The 19,366-nt window shown below is 73.6% G+C and carries 17 protein-coding genes; 8 read left to right on the top strand and 9 right to left on the bottom strand.

Annotation, left to right across the window (positions count from 1 at the left end; translation table 11 throughout):
• Positions 1-74: 74 nt before the first annotated feature.
• The 5 genes from MJ876_RS07380 to MJ876_RS07360 all read right to left on the bottom strand — a co-directional run bounded on the left by MJ876_RS07380 (position 75) and on the right by MJ876_RS07360 (position 7,480).
• Positions 75-1,127: a BMP family protein gene (locus MJ876_RS07380; protein ID WP_240235596.1), complete on the bottom strand. Its 1,053-nt coding sequence runs from the start codon at positions 1,125-1,127 to the stop codon at positions 75-77.
• 59 nt (positions 1,128-1,186) lie between these two features.
• Positions 1,187-2,410: an amidohydrolase gene (locus MJ876_RS07375; protein ID WP_240235595.1), complete on the bottom strand. Its 1,224-nt coding sequence runs from the start codon at positions 2,408-2,410 to the stop codon at positions 1,187-1,189.
• Between the two features lie 72 nt (positions 2,411-2,482).
• Positions 2,483-3,481 (bottom strand): methylmalonyl Co-A mutase-associated GTPase MeaB, encoded by a 999-nt coding sequence (gene meaB / locus MJ876_RS07370; RefSeq protein ID WP_240235594.1) that lies wholly within the window; start codon positions 3,479-3,481, stop codon positions 2,483-2,485.
• Positions 3,482-3,485: 4 nt separating this feature from the next.
• Positions 3,486-5,684, bottom strand: a complete 2,199-nt coding sequence (gene scpA / locus MJ876_RS07365; RefSeq protein ID WP_374202461.1) for a methylmalonyl-CoA mutase — start codon at positions 5,682-5,684, stop codon at positions 3,486-3,488.
• A 17-nt stretch (positions 5,685-5,701) separates the two neighbouring features.
• Positions 5,702-7,480 (bottom strand): methylmalonyl-CoA mutase family protein, encoded by a 1,779-nt coding sequence (locus MJ876_RS07360; RefSeq protein ID WP_240235593.1) that lies wholly within the window; start codon positions 7,478-7,480, stop codon positions 5,702-5,704.
• A gap of 81 nt (positions 7,481-7,561) precedes the next feature.
• Here MJ876_RS07360 and MJ876_RS07355 point away from each other — a divergent pair, with 81 nt between their 5' ends.
• From MJ876_RS07355 to MJ876_RS07325, 7 genes are all read left to right on the top strand, one after another.
• A complete protein-coding gene (locus tag MJ876_RS07355) occupies positions 7,562-7,972 on the top strand; it encodes a hypothetical protein (RefSeq protein ID WP_240235592.1) in 411 nt (136 codons plus the stop codon).
• 131 nt (positions 7,973-8,103) lie between these two features.
• A complete protein-coding gene (locus MJ876_RS07350; protein WP_240235591.1) occupies positions 8,104-9,081 on the top strand; it encodes a hypothetical protein in 978 nt (325 codons plus the stop codon).
• Positions 9,078-10,079: a YhjD/YihY/BrkB family envelope integrity protein gene (locus MJ876_RS07345; protein WP_240235590.1), complete on the top strand. Its 1,002-nt coding sequence runs from the start codon at positions 9,078-9,080 to the stop codon at positions 10,077-10,079. The genes MJ876_RS07350 and MJ876_RS07345 overlap by 4 nt, the downstream gene beginning before the upstream one ends.
• A 68-nt stretch (positions 10,080-10,147) precedes the next feature.
• Positions 10,148-11,221, top strand: coding sequence for a glycosyltransferase (locus MJ876_RS21585; RefSeq protein ID WP_275694594.1), 1,074 nt, complete (start codon positions 10,148-10,150; stop codon positions 11,219-11,221).
• A 95-nt stretch (positions 11,222-11,316) separates the two neighbouring features.
• Complete coding sequence (locus tag MJ876_RS07335; RefSeq protein WP_240235589.1) at positions 11,317-12,012, top strand: succinate dehydrogenase cytochrome b subunit; 696 nt, start codon at positions 11,317-11,319, stop codon at positions 12,010-12,012.
• A gap of 59 nt (positions 12,013-12,071) precedes the next feature.
• On the top strand, positions 12,072-14,096 hold the full coding sequence (locus tag MJ876_RS07330; RefSeq protein WP_240235588.1) for a fumarate reductase/succinate dehydrogenase flavoprotein subunit: 2,025 nt from the start codon (positions 12,072-12,074) through the stop codon (positions 14,094-14,096).
• Positions 14,093-14,836, top strand: a complete 744-nt coding sequence (locus MJ876_RS07325; RefSeq protein ID WP_240235587.1) for a succinate dehydrogenase/fumarate reductase iron-sulfur subunit — start codon at positions 14,093-14,095, stop codon at positions 14,834-14,836. Before MJ876_RS07330 ends, MJ876_RS07325 begins: the two co-directional genes overlap by 4 nt.
• Positions 14,837-15,273: 437 nt before the next feature.
• Here the strand turns inward: MJ876_RS07325 and MJ876_RS07320 are convergent, their stop codons facing one another.
• Genes MJ876_RS07320 through MJ876_RS07310 form a run of 3 tightly spaced genes read right to left on the bottom strand, consistent with a single transcriptional unit; the run spans position 15,274 to position 17,103 of the window.
• Positions 15,274-15,522, bottom strand: a complete 249-nt coding sequence (locus MJ876_RS07320; RefSeq protein WP_240235586.1) for an SCO4848 family membrane protein — start codon at positions 15,520-15,522, stop codon at positions 15,274-15,276.
• Positions 15,519-16,574 (bottom strand): YihY/virulence factor BrkB family protein, encoded by a 1,056-nt coding sequence (locus MJ876_RS07315; protein ID WP_240235585.1) that lies wholly within the window; start codon positions 16,572-16,574, stop codon positions 15,519-15,521. Before MJ876_RS07315 ends, MJ876_RS07320 begins: the two co-directional genes overlap by 4 nt.
• Position 16,575: 1 nt before the next feature.
• Positions 16,576-17,103, bottom strand: coding sequence for a 2'-5' RNA ligase family protein (locus tag MJ876_RS07310; protein WP_240235584.1), 528 nt, complete (start codon positions 17,101-17,103; stop codon positions 16,576-16,578).
• 55 nt (positions 17,104-17,158) lie between these two features.
• Here MJ876_RS07310 and trpS point away from each other — a divergent pair, with 55 nt between their 5' ends.
• Complete coding sequence (gene trpS / locus MJ876_RS07305) at positions 17,159-18,214, top strand: tryptophan--tRNA ligase (RefSeq protein ID WP_275694593.1); 1,056 nt, start codon at positions 17,159-17,161, stop codon at positions 18,212-18,214.
• Positions 18,215-18,257: 43 nt separating this feature from the next.
• On the opposite strand, the gene MJ876_RS07300 is transcribed toward trpS, so the two are convergent.
• A complete protein-coding gene (locus tag MJ876_RS07300) occupies positions 18,258-19,349 on the bottom strand; it encodes an oxidoreductase (RefSeq protein ID WP_240235582.1) in 1,092 nt (363 codons plus the stop codon).
• Positions 19,350-19,366: the final 17 nt, after the last annotated feature.

Here is a 19,366-nt window from a genome sequence, read left to right as displayed (position 1 = left end):
GGGGGGGGGGGGGGGCGGGGGCCCGGCGGGCCGGGGGGGGGGGGGCGCCCGGGGGGGCCCGACGTCCGGTGGTGCTACGGGGTGGTCGGGACCTCGATCTCCCCGTCCACGATCTGCTGCTTGAACGTCTCGAGCTGGTCCTCGATGTCGTCGACCTGGCCACCGCTGGTGGAGTAGCCGACGCCGTCCGCGGCGAGGTCGTAGCGGGTGGTGCCGGTCGGGGTGTCCCCCTCGGCGGCGGCGGTCAGCCACTCGTACACCGCGACGTTCACGTTCTTGAGCATCGAGGTGAGGATGACGTCCTGGACGGCCGGGTCGGCGGTCTCGTACTGGTCGGAGTCCACACCGATGGCGAGGCCGTCGGCCTGCGAGGCGGCCTCGAAGACGCCACCGCCGGAGCCGCCGGCGGCGTGGTAGACCACGTCGGCGCCGTCGTCGAACATGCCGGTCGCGGCGGTCTCACCACGGGCCGGGTCGGCGAAGCCGGAGAAGTCCGGCGGCTGGGTCAGGTAGGTGACGTCGATCTCGATGTCCTCGTTGACCGCCTGGGCGCCGGCCTCGTAGCCCGCCTGGAACTTCTGGATCAGCGGGGTCTCGACGCCGCCGACGAAGCCGATCTGGCCGGACTCGCTCTTCAGCGCGGCGGCCGCGCCGACGAGGAAGGAGCCCTGCTCCTCGGCGAAGACCAGGTTGGCGATGTTGTCGCCGACCGCGGCCTCGTCGTCGATGATCGCGAAGCTGACCTCGGGGTACTCCGGCGCCACCGCGGCCATCGAGGGGCTGTAGGCGAAGCCGACGCCGATGATGTGGGTGTAGCCGGCCTCGGCGAAGGTGCGCAGGCGCTCCTCGCGGTCAGCCTCGGACTCGCCGTCGGAGGCCTCGGACTCCTGGAACTCGATGCCGAGCTCCTCGGACGCCTGGTCGAGACCCGCGGCCGCCGAGTCGTTGAACGACTGGTCGCCGCGCCCGCCGACGTCGTACGCGACGCCGACGCGGATGTCGGAGGAGGCGTCGCCGCCGCCCCCGCCGGAGCTGTCGCCGCCGCTGTCCGAGTCGCCGCCGCCGCAGGCCGACAGTGCGAGGACGGCGGTGCTGAGCACCGCCGCAAGCTTCGTGGTGCGCCTCAAGACGCCCTCCTAGATGTGTGCCCTGACGCGCCCCTGTCGGGCACGAACCGAGGCAGACACTAGGGCCTCGTGAGGGGTGCCCCGTGCCCCCGCGGGGCGTTCGTTACCGACTCGATAGCGAGTGTCTGCACAGCCGTGTCCGCGAGCAGCCGCGCGCCGATCCCGATGGCCCGCTCGTCGACGCGGAGGTCGCCCTGGTGGAGGTCGTACGTCGGCCCGCCGGGGGTGCGCGTGCCGAGCCGGGCCATCGCCCCCGGGACCTCGTTCAGGTACCACCCGAAGTCCTCCCCGCCCAGGCTCTGCAGGGTGGTGGCGACCCCGTCGGGGCCGAGCCGGTCGCGGACGGCGTCCGCCAGCACGCCGACGGCCTCCGGGTGGTTCACCACGGGCGGGACGCCGCGGGTGTAGAGCACCTCGGCGCTGACGCCGTACGGCGCGACGACGGCGGGGACGAGCTCCTGGACCAGGCGCTCGGCCTCGGCCCAGGCGCCGGCGTCGAGGATGCGGATGGTGCCGGCCGCGCGCCCCTCGGTCGGGATGACGTTGTGGGTCGCGCCGGCCTGGACGAGCCCCCACACCAGGGTGGCTCCGGCGCGGGGGTCGAGCCGCCGCGAGAGCGCGGCGGGCAGCCCGGTGACGAGGTGGCCGAGCGCGAAGGTGAGGTCCTGGGTGAGGTGGGGGCGCGAGGTGTGCCCGCCCTTGCCCCGCAGCCGCACCTCGAGGGCGTCGGCGGCGCCGGTCAGCGGGCCGACCCGCAGCCCGACCTGGCCGACGTCGAGCGAGGGGTCGCAGTGCAGGGCGTACGCCCGGACGACGCCGTCCAGCGCGCCCTGCTCCATCAGCCGCAGCGCCCCGCCCGGCATGACCTCCTCGGCGGGCTGGAACAGCAGCCGGACCTTCCCCGGCAGCGGCTCCCGCGCGTCGAGCTCGGCCAGCGCCAGGGCCGCGCCGAGCAGCGCGGTGGTGTGGACGTCGTGCCCGCACGCGTGGGCGACGCCCGGCACGGTGCTCGACCAGGGGTCCTCCGCGCGGTCGGTCAGCGGCAGCGCGTCGATGTCGGCGCGCAGCACCACCACCGGCCCCACCGACCCCGACCCGCCGCCGACCTCGGCGATCAGGCCCGTCGGCTCGGTCCGCCGTACGGCGACCCCGGCGGCCTCGAGCCGCTCCGCGATCCGCTCGGTCGTCCGCCGCTCCTGCCACGCCAGCTCCGGGTGTGCGTGCAGGTCGCGCCGGAACGCGACGAGCTCCTCCTCGGGCGGCAGGCGTAGGTCGGTCGGCACGACCGTGCAGGTTACCGGCCTCCGTCGCCCGCGGTCGGGGTGGCCGGGGCCCGAAGGTCCCGGCGCCCGACCTCAGCCCCCGTCGTACGCCGCGAGCAGACGGTCGGCGGCCTCGGGGGCGGCCATGCGGGAGGCGAGGACGGCGTCGCGGACCTCGTCGCGGACGGCGGCGACGCCGGGCGAGGCCTTGAGGCGGGCGTCGAGCTCGTCGCGGACCAGCGCCCAGGTGAACTCGAGCTGCTGGCCGGCGCGTTTCTCGCGCAGGCCCTCGGTGCCGAGGTGCTCGCGGTGGGCGAGGACCTTCGCCCACACCTCGTCGACGTCGCGGTCCTCCAGCGCGGAGCAGGTCACCACGGGGGGCGCCCACTCGCCCCTGCCGCGCACCATCCGCAGCGCGCCGGACAGGTCGCGGGCGGCGACGCGGGCGTCGGCCTCCCCGGCGCCGTCGGCCTTGTTGACCGCGACGACGTCGGCGATCTCGAGGATCCCCTTCTTGATGCCCTGCAGCTGGTCGCCGGTGCGGGCGAGGGTGAGGAAGCAGAAGGTGTCGACCATCCGCGCGACGGTGATCTCGGACTGCCCGACGCCGACGGTCTCGACGAGGACGACGTCGTACCCGGCGGCCTCCAGCACGATCATCGCCTGGGTCGTCGTCCGGGCGACGCCGCCGAGGGTGCCCGCCGTCGGCGAGGGGCGGATGTAGGCGTCCGGGTCGTTCGCGAGCCGACCCATGCGGGTCTTGTCGCCGAGCACGGAGCCGCCGGTGCGCACCGACGACGGATCGACGGCGAGCACGCCGACCTTGTTGCCGGCGGCGGTGAGGTCGGAGCCGAGCGCCTCGATGAACGTCGACTTCCCGACGCCCGGCACGCCGGAGATGCCGACCCGGACGGCGGGCGCGCGGTGCACGGCGGCGTCCGGGGTCAGCCGGGTCAGCAGGTCGCGGGCGGCGACCCGGTGGTCGGCGCGGGACGACTCCACCAGCGTGATCGCACGCGACAGCGCGGCGCGACGCCCGGAGCGGACGCCGTCCGCGAGCTCGTCGAGGTCGGGCACGGGTGCCGGGGGCACCCGCTCAGTGCCCCAGCTCGGCGCTGAGCTTCTCGAGCAGCTCGAGGGCGGACCGCGCGATGACGGTGCCGGGGCCGAAGACCGCCGCGGCGCCCATCTCCTCCAGGCGCGGCACGTCCTCGGGCGGGATCACCCCGCCGACCACGACCATCACGTCGCCACGGCCCTCGTCGGCCAGCGCCTGCTTCAGCGCGGGCACGAGCGCGAGGTGGCCCGCCGCGAGCGAGGAGACCCCCACGATGTGGACGTCGGCGTCCACGGCCTGGCGGGCGACCTCCTCGGGCGTGGAGAACAGCGGCCCCACGTCGACGTCGAAGCCGAGGTCGGCGAACGCGGTGACGACGACCTTCTGGCCGCGGTCGTGGCCGTCCTGGCCCATCTTCGCGACGAGGATGCGCGGTCGGCGTCCCTCGGCGGCCTCGAACGCCTCGGTGGCCGCGAGCACCTTCGCGACGGACCCGTCGGCGTCCCCGGCGGTGGCCTCCTCGCGGTACACCCCGGAGATCGTACGGATGGTCGCGCGGTGGCGGCCCCACTCCTTCTCCAGAGCCTCGGAGATCTCCCCCACCGTCGCCTTCGCGCGGGCGGCGTCGACCGCCAGCGCCATGAGGTTGCCGTCCAGCGAGGTGCGGTCGACCTCGGACGCCGCGGCGTGGGTGAGGCGCTCGCAGGCGCGGCGCACCTCGTCGTCGTCCCGCTCCTCGCGCAGCCGCTCGAGCTTCGCGACCTGCTGGCGCAGCACGTCGTCGTTGTCGACGCGCAGCACCTCGAGGTCGTCCTCCTTCTCGAGGCGGTAGGTGTTGACGCCGATCAGCGCCTGGGTGCCGGAGTCGAGACGGGCCTGGGTGCGGGCGGCCGCCTCCTCGATGCGCATCTTCGGGATGCCCTGCTCGATCGCCGCGGCCATCCCGCCGGCCCGCTCGGCCTCGGTGATGTGGGCCCAGGCCCGCTCGGCGAGGTCGTGGGTGAGGCGCTCGACGTAGTAGGAGCCCGCCCAGGGGTCGATGACGCCGGTGGTGCCGGACTCCTGTTGCAGCAGCAGCTGCGTGTTCCGGGCGATGCGCGCGGAGAAGTCCGTCGGCAGCGCGATCGCCTCGTCGAGGGCGTTGGTGTGCAGGCTCTGGGTGTGGCCCTGCGTGGCGGCCATCGCCTCGAGGCAGGTACGCCCGACGTTGTTGAACACGTCCTGCGCGGTCAACGACCACCCGGAGGTCTGCGAGTGGGTCCGCAGGCTCAGCGACTTCGGGTTGGTCGGCTCGAACTGGCGCACGAGCCGCGCCCACAGCGCCCGGGCGGCGCGGAGCTTGGCGATCTCCATGAACACGTTCATCCCGACGGCCCAGAAGAAGGAGAGCCGCGGCGCGAAGGCGTCGACGTCGAGGCCCGCGTCCAGGCCCGCGCGGAGGTACTCCACGCCGTCGGCGAGCGTGTACGCGAGCTCCAGGTCGGCCGTCGCCCCGGCCTCCTGGATGTGGTAACCGGAGATCGAGATGGAGTTGAACCGCGGCATCCTCTCCGCGGTGTAGCGGAAGATGTCGGAGATGATCCGCATGCTCGGCTTCGGCGGGTAGATGTAGGTGTTGCGGACCATGAACTCCTTGAGGATGTCGTTCTGGATGGTCCCCGCGAGGCGGTCCGGGCTCACCCCCTGCTCCTCGGCCGCGACGACGTACAGCGCCATGACGGGCAGCACGGCGCCGTTCATCGTCATCGACACCGACATCTCGTCGAGCGGGATGCCGTCGAAGAGCTGCCGGGTGTCGTAGATCGAGTCGATCGCCACGCCCGCCATGCCCACGTCGCCGCGCACCCGCTCGTGGTCGGAGTCGTAGCCGCGGTGGGTCGCGAGGTCGAACGCGACGCTCAGGCCCTTCTGCCCCGCGGCGAGGTTGCGGCGGTAGAACGCGTTCGACGCCTCCGCGGTGGAGAACCCGGCGTACTGGCGGATCGTCCACGGCTGCGTCGTGTACATCGTGGGGTAGGGCCCGCGCAGGAACGGGCTCAGCCCGGGGTACGTCGCCAGCGCGTCGAGGCCGTCGAGGTCGCCGGCGTCGTAGCGCGGCTGGATGTCGATGCCCTCGGGGCTGGTCCAGGCGTCGCCGAGATCAGCTGGTCGAGCAGCACGCGAGCCCTGCGCGCCGTCCTGAGCCTGTCGAGGGGAGCGCGCGTCGTCGAGACCCTCCGCCGCCAGCGCCACGTCCACGAAGCTCTTCGGCACGCTCACGACAGCTTCTCCCTCACTCGTCCCAGGAACTCCACGGCGTCCACGCCCATCGCGGCGTCGTCGTCGGCCCAGTCGCGGGGCCTGCCCGCGACCACGACGTACGACGCCCCGGCCTCGCGCAGCGCGGCGGCGGCCCGCTCGCCCCACTCGTCGTAGGTGCCGTCGGCGCCGGCGAGGCACACCACCGGCTGCCCGCCGTAGGCCGCGACGAGGTCGTCGGGGCCCTCGGTCGGGCCGGCGACGTCGACGCCGACCCCACCCGCGGCGAGCAGGTTGGTCGCGAACGTCGCCCGCGCGGTGTGCGCCGCGATCGGGCCGAGGGTGGCGAGGAAGACCGTCCGCGCCGGCGGGTCGTCGCGCATCGCCTCGTACGCCGCACCCCACGGGCGCACGGCGTCCCACGCGTCGTACGGCGCGCGCTCGGGCTGCTCCAGGCTGAGCGACGGGAACTCGGACAGGCCCGTGAGGGGGCGCTCGCGGGTGGCGACCTGCCGGTCGCGCTCGGCGACCACCTCGGCCACGCGGGCGTCGTACGCCGCGGGGTCGTGCCCCTCGGCCTCGATCCGGCCCAGCTCGGCCCAGGCGGCCACGGCGAGGTCGTCGGTGAGCCGCTCGACGGCGTACGAGCCACCGGCCGGGTCGACCACCTTCGCCACGTGGCTCTCCGAGATCAGCAGGGCGCTGGTGTTGCGGGCGATGCGGCGCCCGAACGCCTCGGGACGACCGAGGGGGGCGTCGAACGGCAGCACGGTGACCGCCTCGGCGCCGCCCACGCCGGCGGCGAACGCGGCGACGGTGGTGCGCAGCATGTTCACGTGGGGGTCGTAGCGGCTCATCATCGGCCGGGAGGTGACGGCGTGGACCCGCACCGGCGCGTCCTCGACCCCGCTGGCCCCGAGCACCCGGGCCCAGGCGCGGCGGGCGGCGCGGAGCTTCGCGATCGCGGTCAGCTGCTCGTCGGTGACGGCGAGGCGCAGCTCGACCAGCCCGGCGGCCTGCGCCGGCTCGATCCCGGCGTCCTCGAGCCTCCGCAGGGCGCGGACGCCGGCGGCGAGGACCCAGCCCAGCTCCTGGGCGTCGGAGGCGCCGCGGTCGTGGGTGCGGGTGCCGTCGACGACGAGGCCGAGGACGCCGCGCTCGGCCGCGAGGCGGGCGACGTCCACCAGGTCCTCGTCGTCCGGGCCGGCGCCGAGCTGGGTGCCGGCGGCGAGGTCGGCGTCGCCGACGTGGTCGAGGAACGCGCGGGCCGTGGCGAGGGCCTCGCCCGGAGCGGGCTCGAGGACGACGGGGGCGAGGTCGAGGAGGACCTCCTCCAGCAACCTCGCCCAGTCGGTGCTGGGACCGGCCTGCAGCCACAGGCTGTTGACGCCGCCGGCGAGGTCGGCGAGGAGGTGCTCGTGGGCCGCCCGGGGGTCGTCGACGAGGGCCGCACGGTCGGTGAAGGAGCGGATGTCCCAGTCACCCGAGCGGGTGGGGCGTCCGGCGGTGGTGAGGTCGGTGACCGCCTCGGGGGTGCCGAGGGGGCCGACGCCGATGCCGTCGAGGGTGGTGCGGGTCAGCCGTGCCCACACGGCGTCGTCCGGGTCGTCGTCGCGCAGCCGCTTCGCCTTGCGCAGGACGGCGGCCGCCGCGGCCTCCCAGTCGGTGCGGTCGTGGTCGTCGTGCTCGGGGTCGGCCAGCGCGAGCCCGCCCTGCTCGGGCTGCAGGCTCCCGGGGTCCTCGAGACCGCCCGCGACCTCACCGTCCGCGCTGCCCGCAGCGCCCTCGTCGGTCATGGGGGCACTGTAGGGAGCGGTCGTGACGTCGGCCACCGAGTGTGAGGTTTCCCGCGCCGCCCGCCGCGGAACGTTGCGTCCATGAAGGTGCGTGACCCCCAGGGCCGGTCGTGGCGCGTGACGCGGCGGTGGGTGCCGTGGCGCCGCCGGGTCAAGGACCTCGACACCGGCCCCGACATGCCCTCGGGCCTCGGTGACGACCCCGTCAGCATGGTCCTCGGCCTGCTGTGCCTCGTGCTGCTCGTGCCGTTCCTGCTCCTCGCCCTCCTCGCGCTCCTCGAGCTGCTCCTCCTGCTGCTGGTGCTGCCCTTCGCCGTCCTCGGCCGGGTGCTGCTCGGCCACCACTGGGTGGTCGAGGCCCGCCGCGGCTGGCAGCCCGTGTGGGAGGAGGAGGTCGGCGACTGGAAGGCCTCGACCGGCCGCATCCGGGACGTCGCGGAGCGGATCCGGCGCGGCGACCTCCCGCCCACCACGCTGGCCGCCGACGGCTGAGCCGACGTGCCACGACGACGCGCCGGGCAACCGTCGGGCGGGCTCGCGCGTCCCACTGGGGCACGATGGACGCTCTCCGCCGACCGGAGCGCGGCCCGCAGCACCCCGCAGCAGTCCAGGGAGGGACCCCGATGAGCCAGGCCCGCACGAAGACGATCGCCGCCCTGCTGGCGGTGGTGCTGGTCGTCTCGGCGATCGCCGTCGGCCTCAGCGTGCTGACCGGCGGTGGCGGGGACGACGCAGCGCCCTCCGGCGCGCAGAGCACGTCCGGCGGCGGCGACGAGCCGTCGGACGGCGCCTCCGACGGCGGGTCCTCGGACGGTCCGGTCTCCGCGCCGTACGCCGCCGCCCCGTGCCCGGACCCGCTCCCCGACCCGACGCAGGCGGGCGGCGAGCTGCCGGCCCTGGACGACGTGGTCGCCGTCCGGCTCTGCGGCGAGGAGCCGACGAGCGTCCCCGCGGACGCGCTCGTCGACGGCCTCGGCGCCTTCACCCGCGCCGTCCAGCAGCTGCCGCCCGCCGACACCGACCTGTGCGAGGGGGCCCAGGACCCGCCCACCACCGTGCTGGTCGTCGAGACCCGCGGCGGGGACACCACCGACGTCCGCACCGGCGTGTGCGACGACGTGAGTACGGGGTCGGGCTCCGCCTCCGGGGTCGGCGTCGTCATCGCCTTCCTCGACGCCCTCGGCGTCCAGCGCACCGACGGCGGCTACGACGTGCCCGCGTCGACCGCGATCGGCGACCTGACCTGTGCGACCACCCCGGCCACCGCGCCCGTCGACCCGAAGCGCGAGCAGGTGGAGCAGGCCGTCCTGTGCGACGGCCCCGACGCCACGGCGGTGCCGCTGGAGGGCGACGCCCTCGACGCGCTGACCACCGCCTGGGGCCGGGCCCCGCGGCCGAGCACCGACGGGTGCGCGTTCCCCGGCCCGGGTGAGTCGTCCGTCGTCCTGCGCACCGACCTGGGGGACGTCGTCCGCCTCGAGCCCGGGTGCGGCGGCCTCGTGCTGACCTCGTCCGACCTCAGCGTCGGCGAGGACCAGGTCGACCTCGTCGCCCCGCTGACCTCCGTCGTGCCCGTCGAGCTGCGCGACCTCGGCGGGTGAGCGCGACCCCCGCCCCGCAGGCCGGGTCCCCCGCGCCTGCCGGGCGGGACGACGGGCCCCCGCGCCGCGTCGTACGACGGGAGGCGAGGGCCGCCCGGAAGGCCGAGCGCCGGGCCCGCCTGGACGCCCGCGTCGCCGACGGGTCGACCGCCGCCCAGCTGTTCTTCGTCCTCGTCTCCGTCGAGACCCGCGACCGCGTCTTCCTGCTCGCCGGCCAGGCGTTCTTCGCCGTCGTGCCGTTCACGATCGTGCTCGTCTCGGTGCTCGACTCGCTGTGGACCCGGGGGGAGGGCGCCGAGTTCTCCGACCTGCTGATCGACCGCTACGACGTCGACGCCGACGTGGCAGCCACCATCCAGGCCCTGTTCGCCCAGCCGGGTCCCGACGGGACCTCCACCGGCGTCGGCCTGGTCAGCGGGCTGCTGCTGGTCGTCTCGTTCACGGCCTTCAACCGGTCGCTGCGCCGCACGTTCGAGCACGCCTGGCGCCGGCCGACCCTCGGCTTCCTGCCCGCCCTCTCCGGCACCGCCGGTCTCCTCATCATCGTCGCGATGCTGGCCACCTCGACGTGGCTGCCGGGCTGGCTGGCGGGGCGCGGGCTCGACACCCTGCTCGGTGCGGTGTCGGCGACCGTCGCCGCGCAGCTGGCCGTCTACACCGCGTTCTGGTGGCTGGCGCTGTGGATCCTCCTGCAGCGGCAGGTCCCGTGGGGCGTCCTGCGGCGCGGCGCCGTGTTCGCGGGCATCCTCCAGGTCGTCACCGGCTGGGTCGCGGGCACCGCGATGCCGGTGCTGCTGGAGCGCAACGCCGAGCGGTACGGCGTCATCGGCATCGCGTTCGCGATCATCGCCTGGCTGCTCATCCACGCCTCCGCGGTGGTCGCGGTCGCGGTGGTCAGCGCGTTCGCGTCCGGCGTGGTCGAGCGGCCGATCCGCGTCGTGCCCCCGACCGGCACCCTGGCCGCCCCGGTGGGCAGCCGTCACCTCCCCACCCCCTGAGGCGAGACTTCACCCGGGGGTCGCGTTGTCGTCGCACCCCGGTCGCGTGCCGCGGGCAGGATGAGGCCATGCGGGTCATGCTGGTCACCGAGTCCTTCTACCCCGCCGTCGACGCCGCGACCGGGACCGTCCGCCAGGTCGCCGACCGGCTGGTCGACGAGGGCCAGACCGTCCAGGTGCTCGCCCCCGGCCCCGGGCTCGCCACCTACCGCGGCGCCCGCGTGGAGCGCGTCCGCACCCGTGACCGCGTCGGGGGCCAGGCCCAGCGCGCGATCGACGCCTTCTCCCCCGACCTCGTCGCGGTCCACTCCCCCGCCACGCTCGGCCGCAAGGCCCTCAAGCACGCCCGGCGCGCCGGCGTCCCGACCCTGACGGCGCAGCTCTCCCCGGTGCCCGAGGCCGGTCTGCCGTGGTGGCGCGCCAAGGTCGCCGACCGCAGCGACCGGCTGCTCGTGAGCGCGGCCTGGGTCCAGGACCACCTGGCGGGCCTCGACCTCGAGTCCCACCTGTGGCTGCCCGGCGTCGACCCGGCCATGTTCGGCCCCCAGCTGCGCGACCGCTGGTTGCACGACCGGTGGTCCCTCGCCCGCTCCCGCGGCGGGCGACGCCTGGTCGTCGGCTACGTCGGCGGGCTGCACCGCCGCCACGGCGTCCGGGCGCTGCCGGAGGTGGCCCGGGTCCCCGGCGTCCGCCCCGTCGTGGTCGGCGACGGCCCGCAGCGTGACTGGCTGCGCCAGCGGATGCCGCAGGCGCAGATGACTGGGACCGTCACCGGCGGCGACCTCGCGACCGCGCTCGCGAGCCTGGACGTCCTGGTCCACCCCGGGGCGCAGGAGACGTGCGCGCACGTCCTGCGCGAGGCCGCGGCCAGCGGCGTCCCGGTCGTGGCCCCCGCCCGGGGCGCGGCCGCCGAGGTCGTCGTCGACGGCCGCACCGGCGTCCTCTACGACCCGGACGAGCCCGGCTCGATGGCGCGCGCCCTCGGTGTGCTGGCCCGCGCGGCCGCCTCGCCCGAGCTCGCCGCGATGGGTGCCCGGGCCCGTGCGGCCGCCGTGCGGCGGACCTGGGCCGACGCGACGGCCGAGCTCCTCGCGGTGCACCTGCCCGCCGTGCTCGCGCCCGCCGGCGCCGACGCGGCCTGAGCGACTTCCGGGGCCCGGTGAGGGTCGCCTTAGTGACCGGTGCCTCACGACCGTGGATGGTCTAGGCGGCGTGTCGCGGGGGTACCGTACGGGCCGTGGCAACTGCGACTGTGACCAAGAAGCCGAGGTCGACGCGGTCGACCATCGCGCTGAAGCTGCTGATGGCCGTCACCGGACTGGTCTTCATCGGCTACGTGCTCCTCCACATGTACGGCAACCTCAAGGCCTTCGGCGGCCAGGAGTCGTTCGACGCCTACGCCGAGCACCTGCGCACCATCGGTGAGCCCCTGCTGCCCTACTCGGGCCTGCTGTGGGTCATCCGCGTCGTGCTGCTGGTCTCGCTGGTCCTGCACGTCTACGCGGCGTACACGCTGTGGGCGCGGGCCGGCAAGGCGCGGACCACCAAGTACGCGGTCACGAAGCGCGTGAACTCGACCTGGTCGAGCAAGACGATGCGGTGGGGCGGCACCGCCCTGCTGCTCTTCATCGTCTTCCACATCCTCCACTTCACGCTGCGCGTGGTGACGCCCGGCGGCGACTCCGACTCGCCGTACGAGCGCCTCGTGGGCAGCTTCCAGATCTGGTGGGTCGCCGCGATCTACCTGCTGGCCATGGCCGCCCTCGCCATGCACCTGCGTCACGGCACGTGGAGCGCCGCGCAGACCCTCGGTCTGACGAACACCGCGAGCGCCCGCCGCAACGCGAACCTGGCTGGCTACCTGCTCGCCGTGGTCATCGCCGGTGGCTACTCGCTGATCCCCGTGTTCGTGCTCGCCGGCGTCATCTCCTAGCGACACTCGTACGACGCACCACCCGCCCCACCCGATCCGCCACCCAGGGAGCGATCACCATGGCCGGTTCCACCCTCCACGACGGCTCCTCGCCGCTGAACCAGGCGTCGAAGCAGACCTCGGACGACGCCCACGGCTACTACGTCGCCGGTGAGCCGCTGGTCGACCCGGTCGCGCCCACCGGCCCCATCGCGGACCGCTGGACGACGCGCCGCTTCGAGAATCGCCTCGTCAACCCGTCCAACCGCCGCAAGCTGAGCGTCATCATCGTCGGCACCGGCCTCGCCGGTGGCGCCGCCGCCGCCACGCTCGGCGAGGCCGGCTACAACGTGAAGTCCTTCTGCTACCAGGACTCCCCGCGTCGTGCCCACTCGATCGCCGCCCAGGGCGGCATCAACGCGGCGAAGAACTACAAGGAGGACGGCGACTCCGTCTTCCGCCTCTTCTACGACACGGTCAAGGGCGGCGACTACCGTAGCCGCGAGTCGAACGTGTACCGCCTGGCCGAGGTCAGCACGAACATCATCGACCAGTGCGTCGCGCAGGGCGTGCCCTTCGCCCGCGAGTACGGCGGTCTGCTCGACAACCGCTCCTTCGGCGGCGTGCAGGTGTCCCGCACGTTCTACGCCCGCGGCCAGACGGGCCAGCAGCTGCTGCTCGGCGCCTACCAGGCCATGGAGCGCCAGGTCGCGGCCGGCACCGTCGAGCAGTTCACGCGCCACGAGATGCTCGAGCTCATCGTCAAGGACGGCGTCGCCCGGGGCATCATCGCCCGCGACCTCGTGACCGGCGAGATCGAGACGCACCTCGCGGACGCCGTCGTGCTCGCCTCGGGCGGCTACGGCAACGTGTTCTTCCTGTCGACCAACGCGATGGGCTGCAACGTCACCGCCACCTGGCGTGCGCACCGCAAGGGCGCCTACATGGCGAACCCCTGCTACACGCAGATCCACCCGACCTGCATCCCGGTCTCCGGGGAGCACCAGTCGAAGCTCACGCTGATGAGTGAGTCCCTCCGCAACGACGGCCGCATCTGGGTGCCGAAGAACAAGGAGGACTGCGACAAGGACCCCCGGGACATCGCCGAGGAGGACCGCGACTACTACCTGGAGCGGATCTACCCGGCGTTCGGCAACCTGGTCCCCCGCGACATCGCCTCCCGCCAGGCCAAGAACATGTGCGACGAGGGTCGCGGCGTGGGCCCGATGGTCGGAGACTTCCGTCGCGGCGTGTACCTCGACTTCTCCGACGCCATCGACCGGATGGGCGAGGACACCGTCCGCGAGAAGTACGGCAACCTCTTCGACATGTACGAGCGGATCACGGGTGAGAACCCGTACCAGGTGCCGATGCGCATCTACCCCGCCGTGCACTACGTGATGGGCGGCCTGTGGGTCGACTACCACCTGCAGTCGAACATCCCCGGCCTGTTCGTGACCGGCGAGGCCAACTTCTCCGACCACGGCGCCAACCGCCTCGGCGCCTCGGCGCTGATGCAGGGCCTCGCCGACGGCTACTTCGTGCTGCCGAACACCATCCGCGAGTACCTCGCCGACGGCCCCTTCGAGCGGATCAGCGAGGACGACGAGGCCGTCGTCGACGCCCGCCGCTCGGTCGAGAAGCGCATCGACACGTTCCTGTCGATCAACGGCAGCCGCTCGGCCGACTCCTACCACCGCGAGCTCGGCCACATCATGTGGGAGTACTGCGGCATGGAGCGCTCCGAGGAGGGCCTGCGCAAGGCGATCGACATGATCCGGGAGCTCAAGAAGGACTTCTGGACCGACCTGAAGGTCCTCGGCACCGCCGACTCCCTCAACCAGAGCCTCGAGCGCGCCGGCCGCGTCGCCGACTTCATCGAGCTGGGCGAGCTCATGTGCATCGACGCGCTGAACCGTCGCGAGTCGTGCGGCGGCCACTTCCGCGCCGAGTCGCAGACGGAGGAGGGCGAGGCGCTGCGTCACGACGACGAGTTCGCCTACGTCGCCGCCTGGGAGTTCGGCGGCGAGGACGGCGCGCCCGTGCTCCACAAGGAGGACCTGATCTACACCGCCATCGAGATGAAGCAGCGGAGCTACAAGTGAACCTGACCCTCAAGATCTGGCGCCAGCAGAACCCGAGCGACAAGGGTGGCCTGAAGACCTACGAGGTCGCGGACATCTCCGAGGACATGAGCTTCCTCGAGATGCTGGACAGCCTGAACGAGCAGCTCAACGAGATCGGCGAGGAGCCGGTCGCGTTCGACCACGACTGCCGCGAGGGCATCTGCGGCTCCTGCGCCCTGATGATCAACGGCCAGGCGCACGGCCCCGAGGTCACCACGACCTGCCAGCTGCACATGCGCTCGTTCTCCGACGGCCAGACCATCACGATCGAGCCCTGGCGCGCGGACGCGTTCCCCGTCGTCAAGGACCTCGTGACCGACCGGTCGGCGTTCGACCGGATCATCCAGGCGGGCGGCTACATCTCGGCGAACACCGGCTCGGCGCCCGAGGCCAACTCGGTGCCCGCGCCGCGGGAGAAGGCCACCCGCGCCTTCAACGTCGCCACCTGCATCGGCTGCGGCGCCTGCGTCGCCGCCTGCCCCAACGGCTCGGCCTCGCTGTTCCTCGGCGCGAAGATCACCCACCTCGGTGAGCTCCCCCAGGGTCAGCCGGAGCGCGACTCCCGCGTGGCCAGCATGGTCGCGCAGCACGACGCCGAGGGCTTCGGCGGCTGCACCAACATCGGTGAGTGCACCGCCGCGTGCCCCAAGGAGATCCCGCTCGACGTGATCTCCCAGCTCAACAAGGACCTGCGGACCGCCATCCGCCACGGTCACTGAGCCGGGGCACCAGCCGGCACCACCCAGCACGACCCAGCGCGACACCAACACGGCACCAGGGCCGCGACACGCCGTACCGACGGCGGGTCGCGGCCCTTCGTCATGTCGAGTCGGCACATCTGCGCACCCCACGAGCCTCGAGTCGGCATATCTGCGCACCCCAGAAGCCTCGAGTCGGCACATCTGCGCATCACACGAGGCTCGAGTCGGCACATCTGCGCACGCCGCAGGGGAGCCCGCAGACCCCAGGCTGCGCAGACGTGCCGATTCGACGTCCCCAGGCTGCGCAGACGTGCCGACTCGACGTCCCCAGGCTGCGCACACGTGCCGACTCGACGTCCCCGGGCTGCGCAGACGTGCCGACTCGACGTCTCCAGGCTGCGCAGACGTGCCGACTCGACGTCCCCGGGCTGCGCAGACGTGCCGACTCGACGGTCCTAGGCGTCGACGCGAGGCCGCGACGAACGTGAGGTCGCCCGCCAGGCGCGCCAGCCGAGCGTCCCGAGCAGGACGGCGATCACCATGTTCACGACGATGAGGATCGTGTGGGCGACCCAGTACGACGTGGCGCGGTCCTCGCCGGCCGACCAGGCGTCGTACAGGTTGACGGCGAAGTTGCCGAAGGAGAGGACCGTCCAGGCGGCGACGGCGAGCAGCAGGACGGCGTGGTGGCGCTCGAACCTCATGACCGGTCCTCCCGACGACGGCGACGTTGCAGCAGGAAGATGGCGCCCAGGGCGCTGACGGCCCCCGCCCCGAAGCTGCGCGGGACGGGCGAGGTCGGCGCCGGCGGCCGCTTGCGCAGCTCCACGGCGGTGGAGGCGTTCCGGGCCTGCTCCTCCGCGTCCCGCTTCTCGCGCAGCAGGCGGGCGCCGTTGCTGGTGTGCACCCACGACGCGGCGATGAGGACGAGCCGGGCGGAGTAGTTGATCCACACCAGCAGGACGAGGGCCACGCCGAAGACCGCGAACGCGGGCTGGTTCTGGGTGGACGCGATCAGCACGCTGCTCAGCTGCTTGAGGACCTCGAACCCCACGGCACCGAGAAGAGCACCCCGCCAGAGGGCCCCGTTCGGGGCCAGCGGGCGGCCGAGGACGCGGAACAGGGCGTAGAACAGCACCGTGGACGCCGCCAGGCCGACGACGACGGTCAGGAGGCGCAGGGCCCAGGAGAGGTCGTCGTCCAGGCCGACGAGGCCGAGCAGGAAGCTCGACAGCAGGTTCACCACGCTGGAGACGCCGACGCTCACGACGAGGATGGCGCCCAGGGCGAGCAGCGCGACGAGGTCGCGGAGCTTGCCGAGCACGAAGTTCGGCTGCTCGTCGACGGGCTGCTCGAAGACGATGAGCAGCGCCGTCCGCATGCCCGACAGCAGGTTGAGCCCGGCGTACAGCAGGCCCACGACACCGACGACGCCCGCTGCGTTGGCGGCCGACTCGACCGTGGACAGGGGGATCTGACCGTTCCCGGACCCGATGAGACCCGGCACCACGCTGTTCACGGTCTGCACGAGGTCCAGCGAGGCCCCTGTGGTGCTCGCGATGAGACCCAGCGCGAAGAACCCCAGCGCCAGCAGCGGGAAGACCGACAGGAAGCCGAAGAAGGTGACGCCGCCGGCGTGGGCGGTGCCCTGCACCTGCCCGAAGTGCTGCAGCGTGCGGATGAGGTGGTCGACCCAGGGCCGACGGGTCCGGGTCTCGTTGAGGCGGACCCGGACGGTGTCGCCGACGGTGGCCATCTCAGGCCCTCACCGGCACGCGGCGCAGCGGGAACCCCCGCACGGGCTTCCAGCCGGTCGCCTCGTCGTGGACGTACAGGTGGAAGTCCTGGACGTCGAACCGGCACTCGAAGTCGGCGAGCTCGGCGTACGCCCGGTCCAGCGTCTCGTCCGGCAGGTGGTGGGCCACCGTCACGTGCGGGTGGTACGGGAACGACAGGGCGACGTCGAGCGGTCCCGACCGGACGGCCTCCGCCAGCGCCTCGCAGCCGGAGATGCCCGACGCCAGCGCCACGAAGACCACGGGCGACACCGGACGGAAGGTCCCGGTCCCGCGCAGGTGCACCGTGAACGCGTCGAGCAAGGACGCCGACTGCTCGAGGTGGTCGTGCAGCGCGTCGAGGTCGTCGTCGGAGAGCTCGGTGGGCGGGACGAGCGTGATGTGGGTGGGGATCGAGCCGGCGGTCACGTCCCCGAGTGCCGCCCGGTAGTCCTGCAGGCGAGCCGCCCAGGGCTCCGGGATCGCGACGGCGACGCCGATGGTGGGCACCTGTCGAACCCTACTGCCTCGCCGCTGAGGCACGGCCGAGGCCTTTGTAGGATCGATGACCGTGACCGAGTCGTACGAGGCGTCCCTGACCCGCAGCGAGGACCTGGAGAAGCGCCTCGCCGAGCACCCGGAGCAGTTCCGGATGCTCACGGGCGACCGTCCGACCGGCGCCCTGCACGTCGGCCACTACTTCGGCTCGATCGCCAACCGGCTGCGGCTGCAGGACAGCGGCGCCGACATCATGGTGCTCGTCGCCGACTACCAGGTGATCACCGACCGCGAGGTCGCCGGCGACATCGCCGGCAACACCCGCAACCTGCTGCTGGACGGCCTCGCCGCGGGCATCGACCCGGAGCGCTCCACGATCTTCGCGCACTCCGCGGTGCCGGCGCTGAACCAGCTGCTGCTGCCGTTCCTCAGCCTGGTGTCGGTCGCGGAGCTCCAGCGGAACCCCACCGTCAAGGACGAGGCCGCCACCGCCGGCATCACCTCGATCAGCGGCCTCATGCTCACCTACCCGGTCCACCAGGCCGCCGACATCCTGTTCTGCAAGGGCAACGTCGTCCCCGTCGGGAAGGACCAGCTGCCCCACATCGAGCAGACCCGGGTCGTGGCGCGCCGCTTCAACGAGCGCTACGGGCAGACGTTCCCCGAGCCGGAGGCGCTGCTGTCGGCCACTCCCCTGCTGCTCGGCACCGACGGCACCAAGATGAGCAAGTCGAAGGGCAACGTCGTCGAGCTCCGCATGAGCGCCGACGAGACGGCCAAGCAGGTCAAGGGCGCCAAGACCGACTCCGACCGCCACATCACCTACGACCCGGTGAACCGGCCGGAGGTCTCGAACCTGCTCACCCTCGCCGCCCTGTGCGAGGGCGGCGACCCTGCCGTGATCGCCGAGGAGATCGGGGACGGCGGCGGTGGCGCGCTGAAGAAGCGGGTCACCGAGGCGCTGAACACCTTCTTCGCCCCGCTGCGCGAGCGCCGGGCGGAGCTCGCCGCGGACCCGTCGTACGTCGACGGCGTGCTCGCCGCCGGCAACGCCCGGGCCAACGAGATCGCCGACGCCACGCTGGCCGAGGTCCGCGAGCGGATGGGGACCGTCCGGGTCTGAGCCGCCCGGCCTCCAGCACGAGGCCGGTGTCCCCGGCGCCCGCTCAGCGCGCCGTGACGCGGGCGACGCGGCCGCCGCCCCCGGCGGCCCAGCAGGCGTCGCCGGCGCAGTCGAGGGTGTGGAAGCCGACGTCGGTCAGGAACCGCCACGAGCGGCCGCCGTCCGTCGAGAGGCTGGTCCCGGCGACGTCCCCGGACTCCCCGGTCGCGAGCAGCGTCCGGCCGCGGACGAAGGCGGCGTCCTCAGCGAGGTGCGTCAGGTCGCCACCGCTCGTCCAGCCCCGCCGCGGCGGCGAGCTCGTCGAGGTCGCGTCGACGCCGTCCGTGGGCTCCGAGAAGTCGCCGCCGACGGCGACCCCGTGGGCGCCGCGGAAGACCAGGCCGAACACCCCGGCGGCCTCACCGGCCGGGATCGCCGAGTCCGTCGCCGTCCACGTCAGGCCGCGGTCGCGACTCGTGAACACCCGGGACCGGTCGCCGCCGGTGCCGAACGAGGCCTCGCGCCCGTGGGTGACCAGGCAGTCACCGGAGGCGGCGAAGTTCGCCTCGCCGGTGGAGTCGGGCATGCCTGCGTCGGGCAGGACCCGCCAGGAGGCACCGCCGTCGGTGGTGCGGATGATCCGGAAGCGGCCGTCGACCGGGTCGGACACCGCGAGCCCGACCTCGCCGCCGGGGAAGAAGTCGACGCAGTTGTAGAACGCGGTGGGCTCGGTGTTGCGGAACGTCTCGCTCCAGGTCCTCCCGTCGTCGGTGGTGCGGAAGACCCGGGAGGCCTCCCCCTCGCCGATCGACAGGGCGACGGCGGACCGGCGCCCGGTGACCTCGACGTCGCGGAGCTGGAGGCCCTCGACCCCGGGCGGGGTCACGTCGACCCAGGTGCGTCCGCCGTCGGAGGTGCGGTGCACCGAGCCGGCGCCGCCCGACACGCTCCCGCCCGCGACCCACGCCGTACGACGGTCGACGGCGTCGAGGCCGCGGAAGCTCTGGTCGGGGTCGACGACGGTCTGCTCGAGGGTCAGCCCTCCCCGCGGGGGCTTCCCGGCCCCGTCACCGGGCGCCGCCACGGCGGCCGGGGCGAGCAGGGCGAGACCCGCGGCGAGACAGGCAGGGGCGAGGGCGGTCCCGAGACGGCGCATCCCGGCAGCCTGCCCCG

The organism is Nocardioides sp. CFH 31398 (genome assembly GCF_022436705.1).
Taxonomy (GTDB): Bacteria; Actinomycetota; Actinomycetes; order Propionibacteriales; family Nocardioidaceae; genus Nocardioides.
Note: the sequence above shows the minus strand (reverse complement) of the source record. Positions and strands in the feature narration are given on the sequence as shown.

Coding starts and splice junctions, on each gene's coding strand:
- MJ876_RS07360 (WP_240235593.1), bottom strand. CDS start 7,480: ATGACCGACGAGGGCGCTGCGGGCAGCGCGGACGGTGAGGTCGCGGGC.
- MJ876_RS07355 (WP_240235592.1), top strand. CDS start 7,562: ATGAAGGTGCGTGACCCCCAGGGCCGGTCGTGGCGCGTGACGCGGCGG.
- MJ876_RS07350 (WP_240235591.1), top strand. CDS start 8,104: ATGAGCCAGGCCCGCACGAAGACGATCGCCGCCCTGCTGGCGGTGGTG.
- MJ876_RS21585 (WP_275694594.1), top strand. CDS start 10,148: ATGCGGGTCATGCTGGTCACCGAGTCCTTCTACCCCGCCGTCGACGCC.
- MJ876_RS07330 (WP_240235588.1), top strand. CDS start 12,072: ATGGCCGGTTCCACCCTCCACGACGGCTCCTCGCCGCTGAACCAGGCG.
- MJ876_RS07320 (WP_240235586.1), bottom strand. CDS start 15,522: ATGAGGTTCGAGCGCCACCACGCCGTCCTGCTGCTCGCCGTCGCCGCC.
- MJ876_RS07315 (WP_240235585.1), bottom strand. CDS start 16,574: ATGGCCACCGTCGGCGACACCGTCCGGGTCCGCCTCAACGAGACCCGG.
- trpS (WP_275694593.1), top strand. CDS start 17,159: ATGACCGTGACCGAGTCGTACGAGGCGTCCCTGACCCGCAGCGAGGAC.
- MJ876_RS07300 (WP_240235582.1), bottom strand. CDS start 19,349: ATGCGCCGTCTCGGGACCGCCCTCGCCCCTGCCTGTCTCGCCGCGGGT.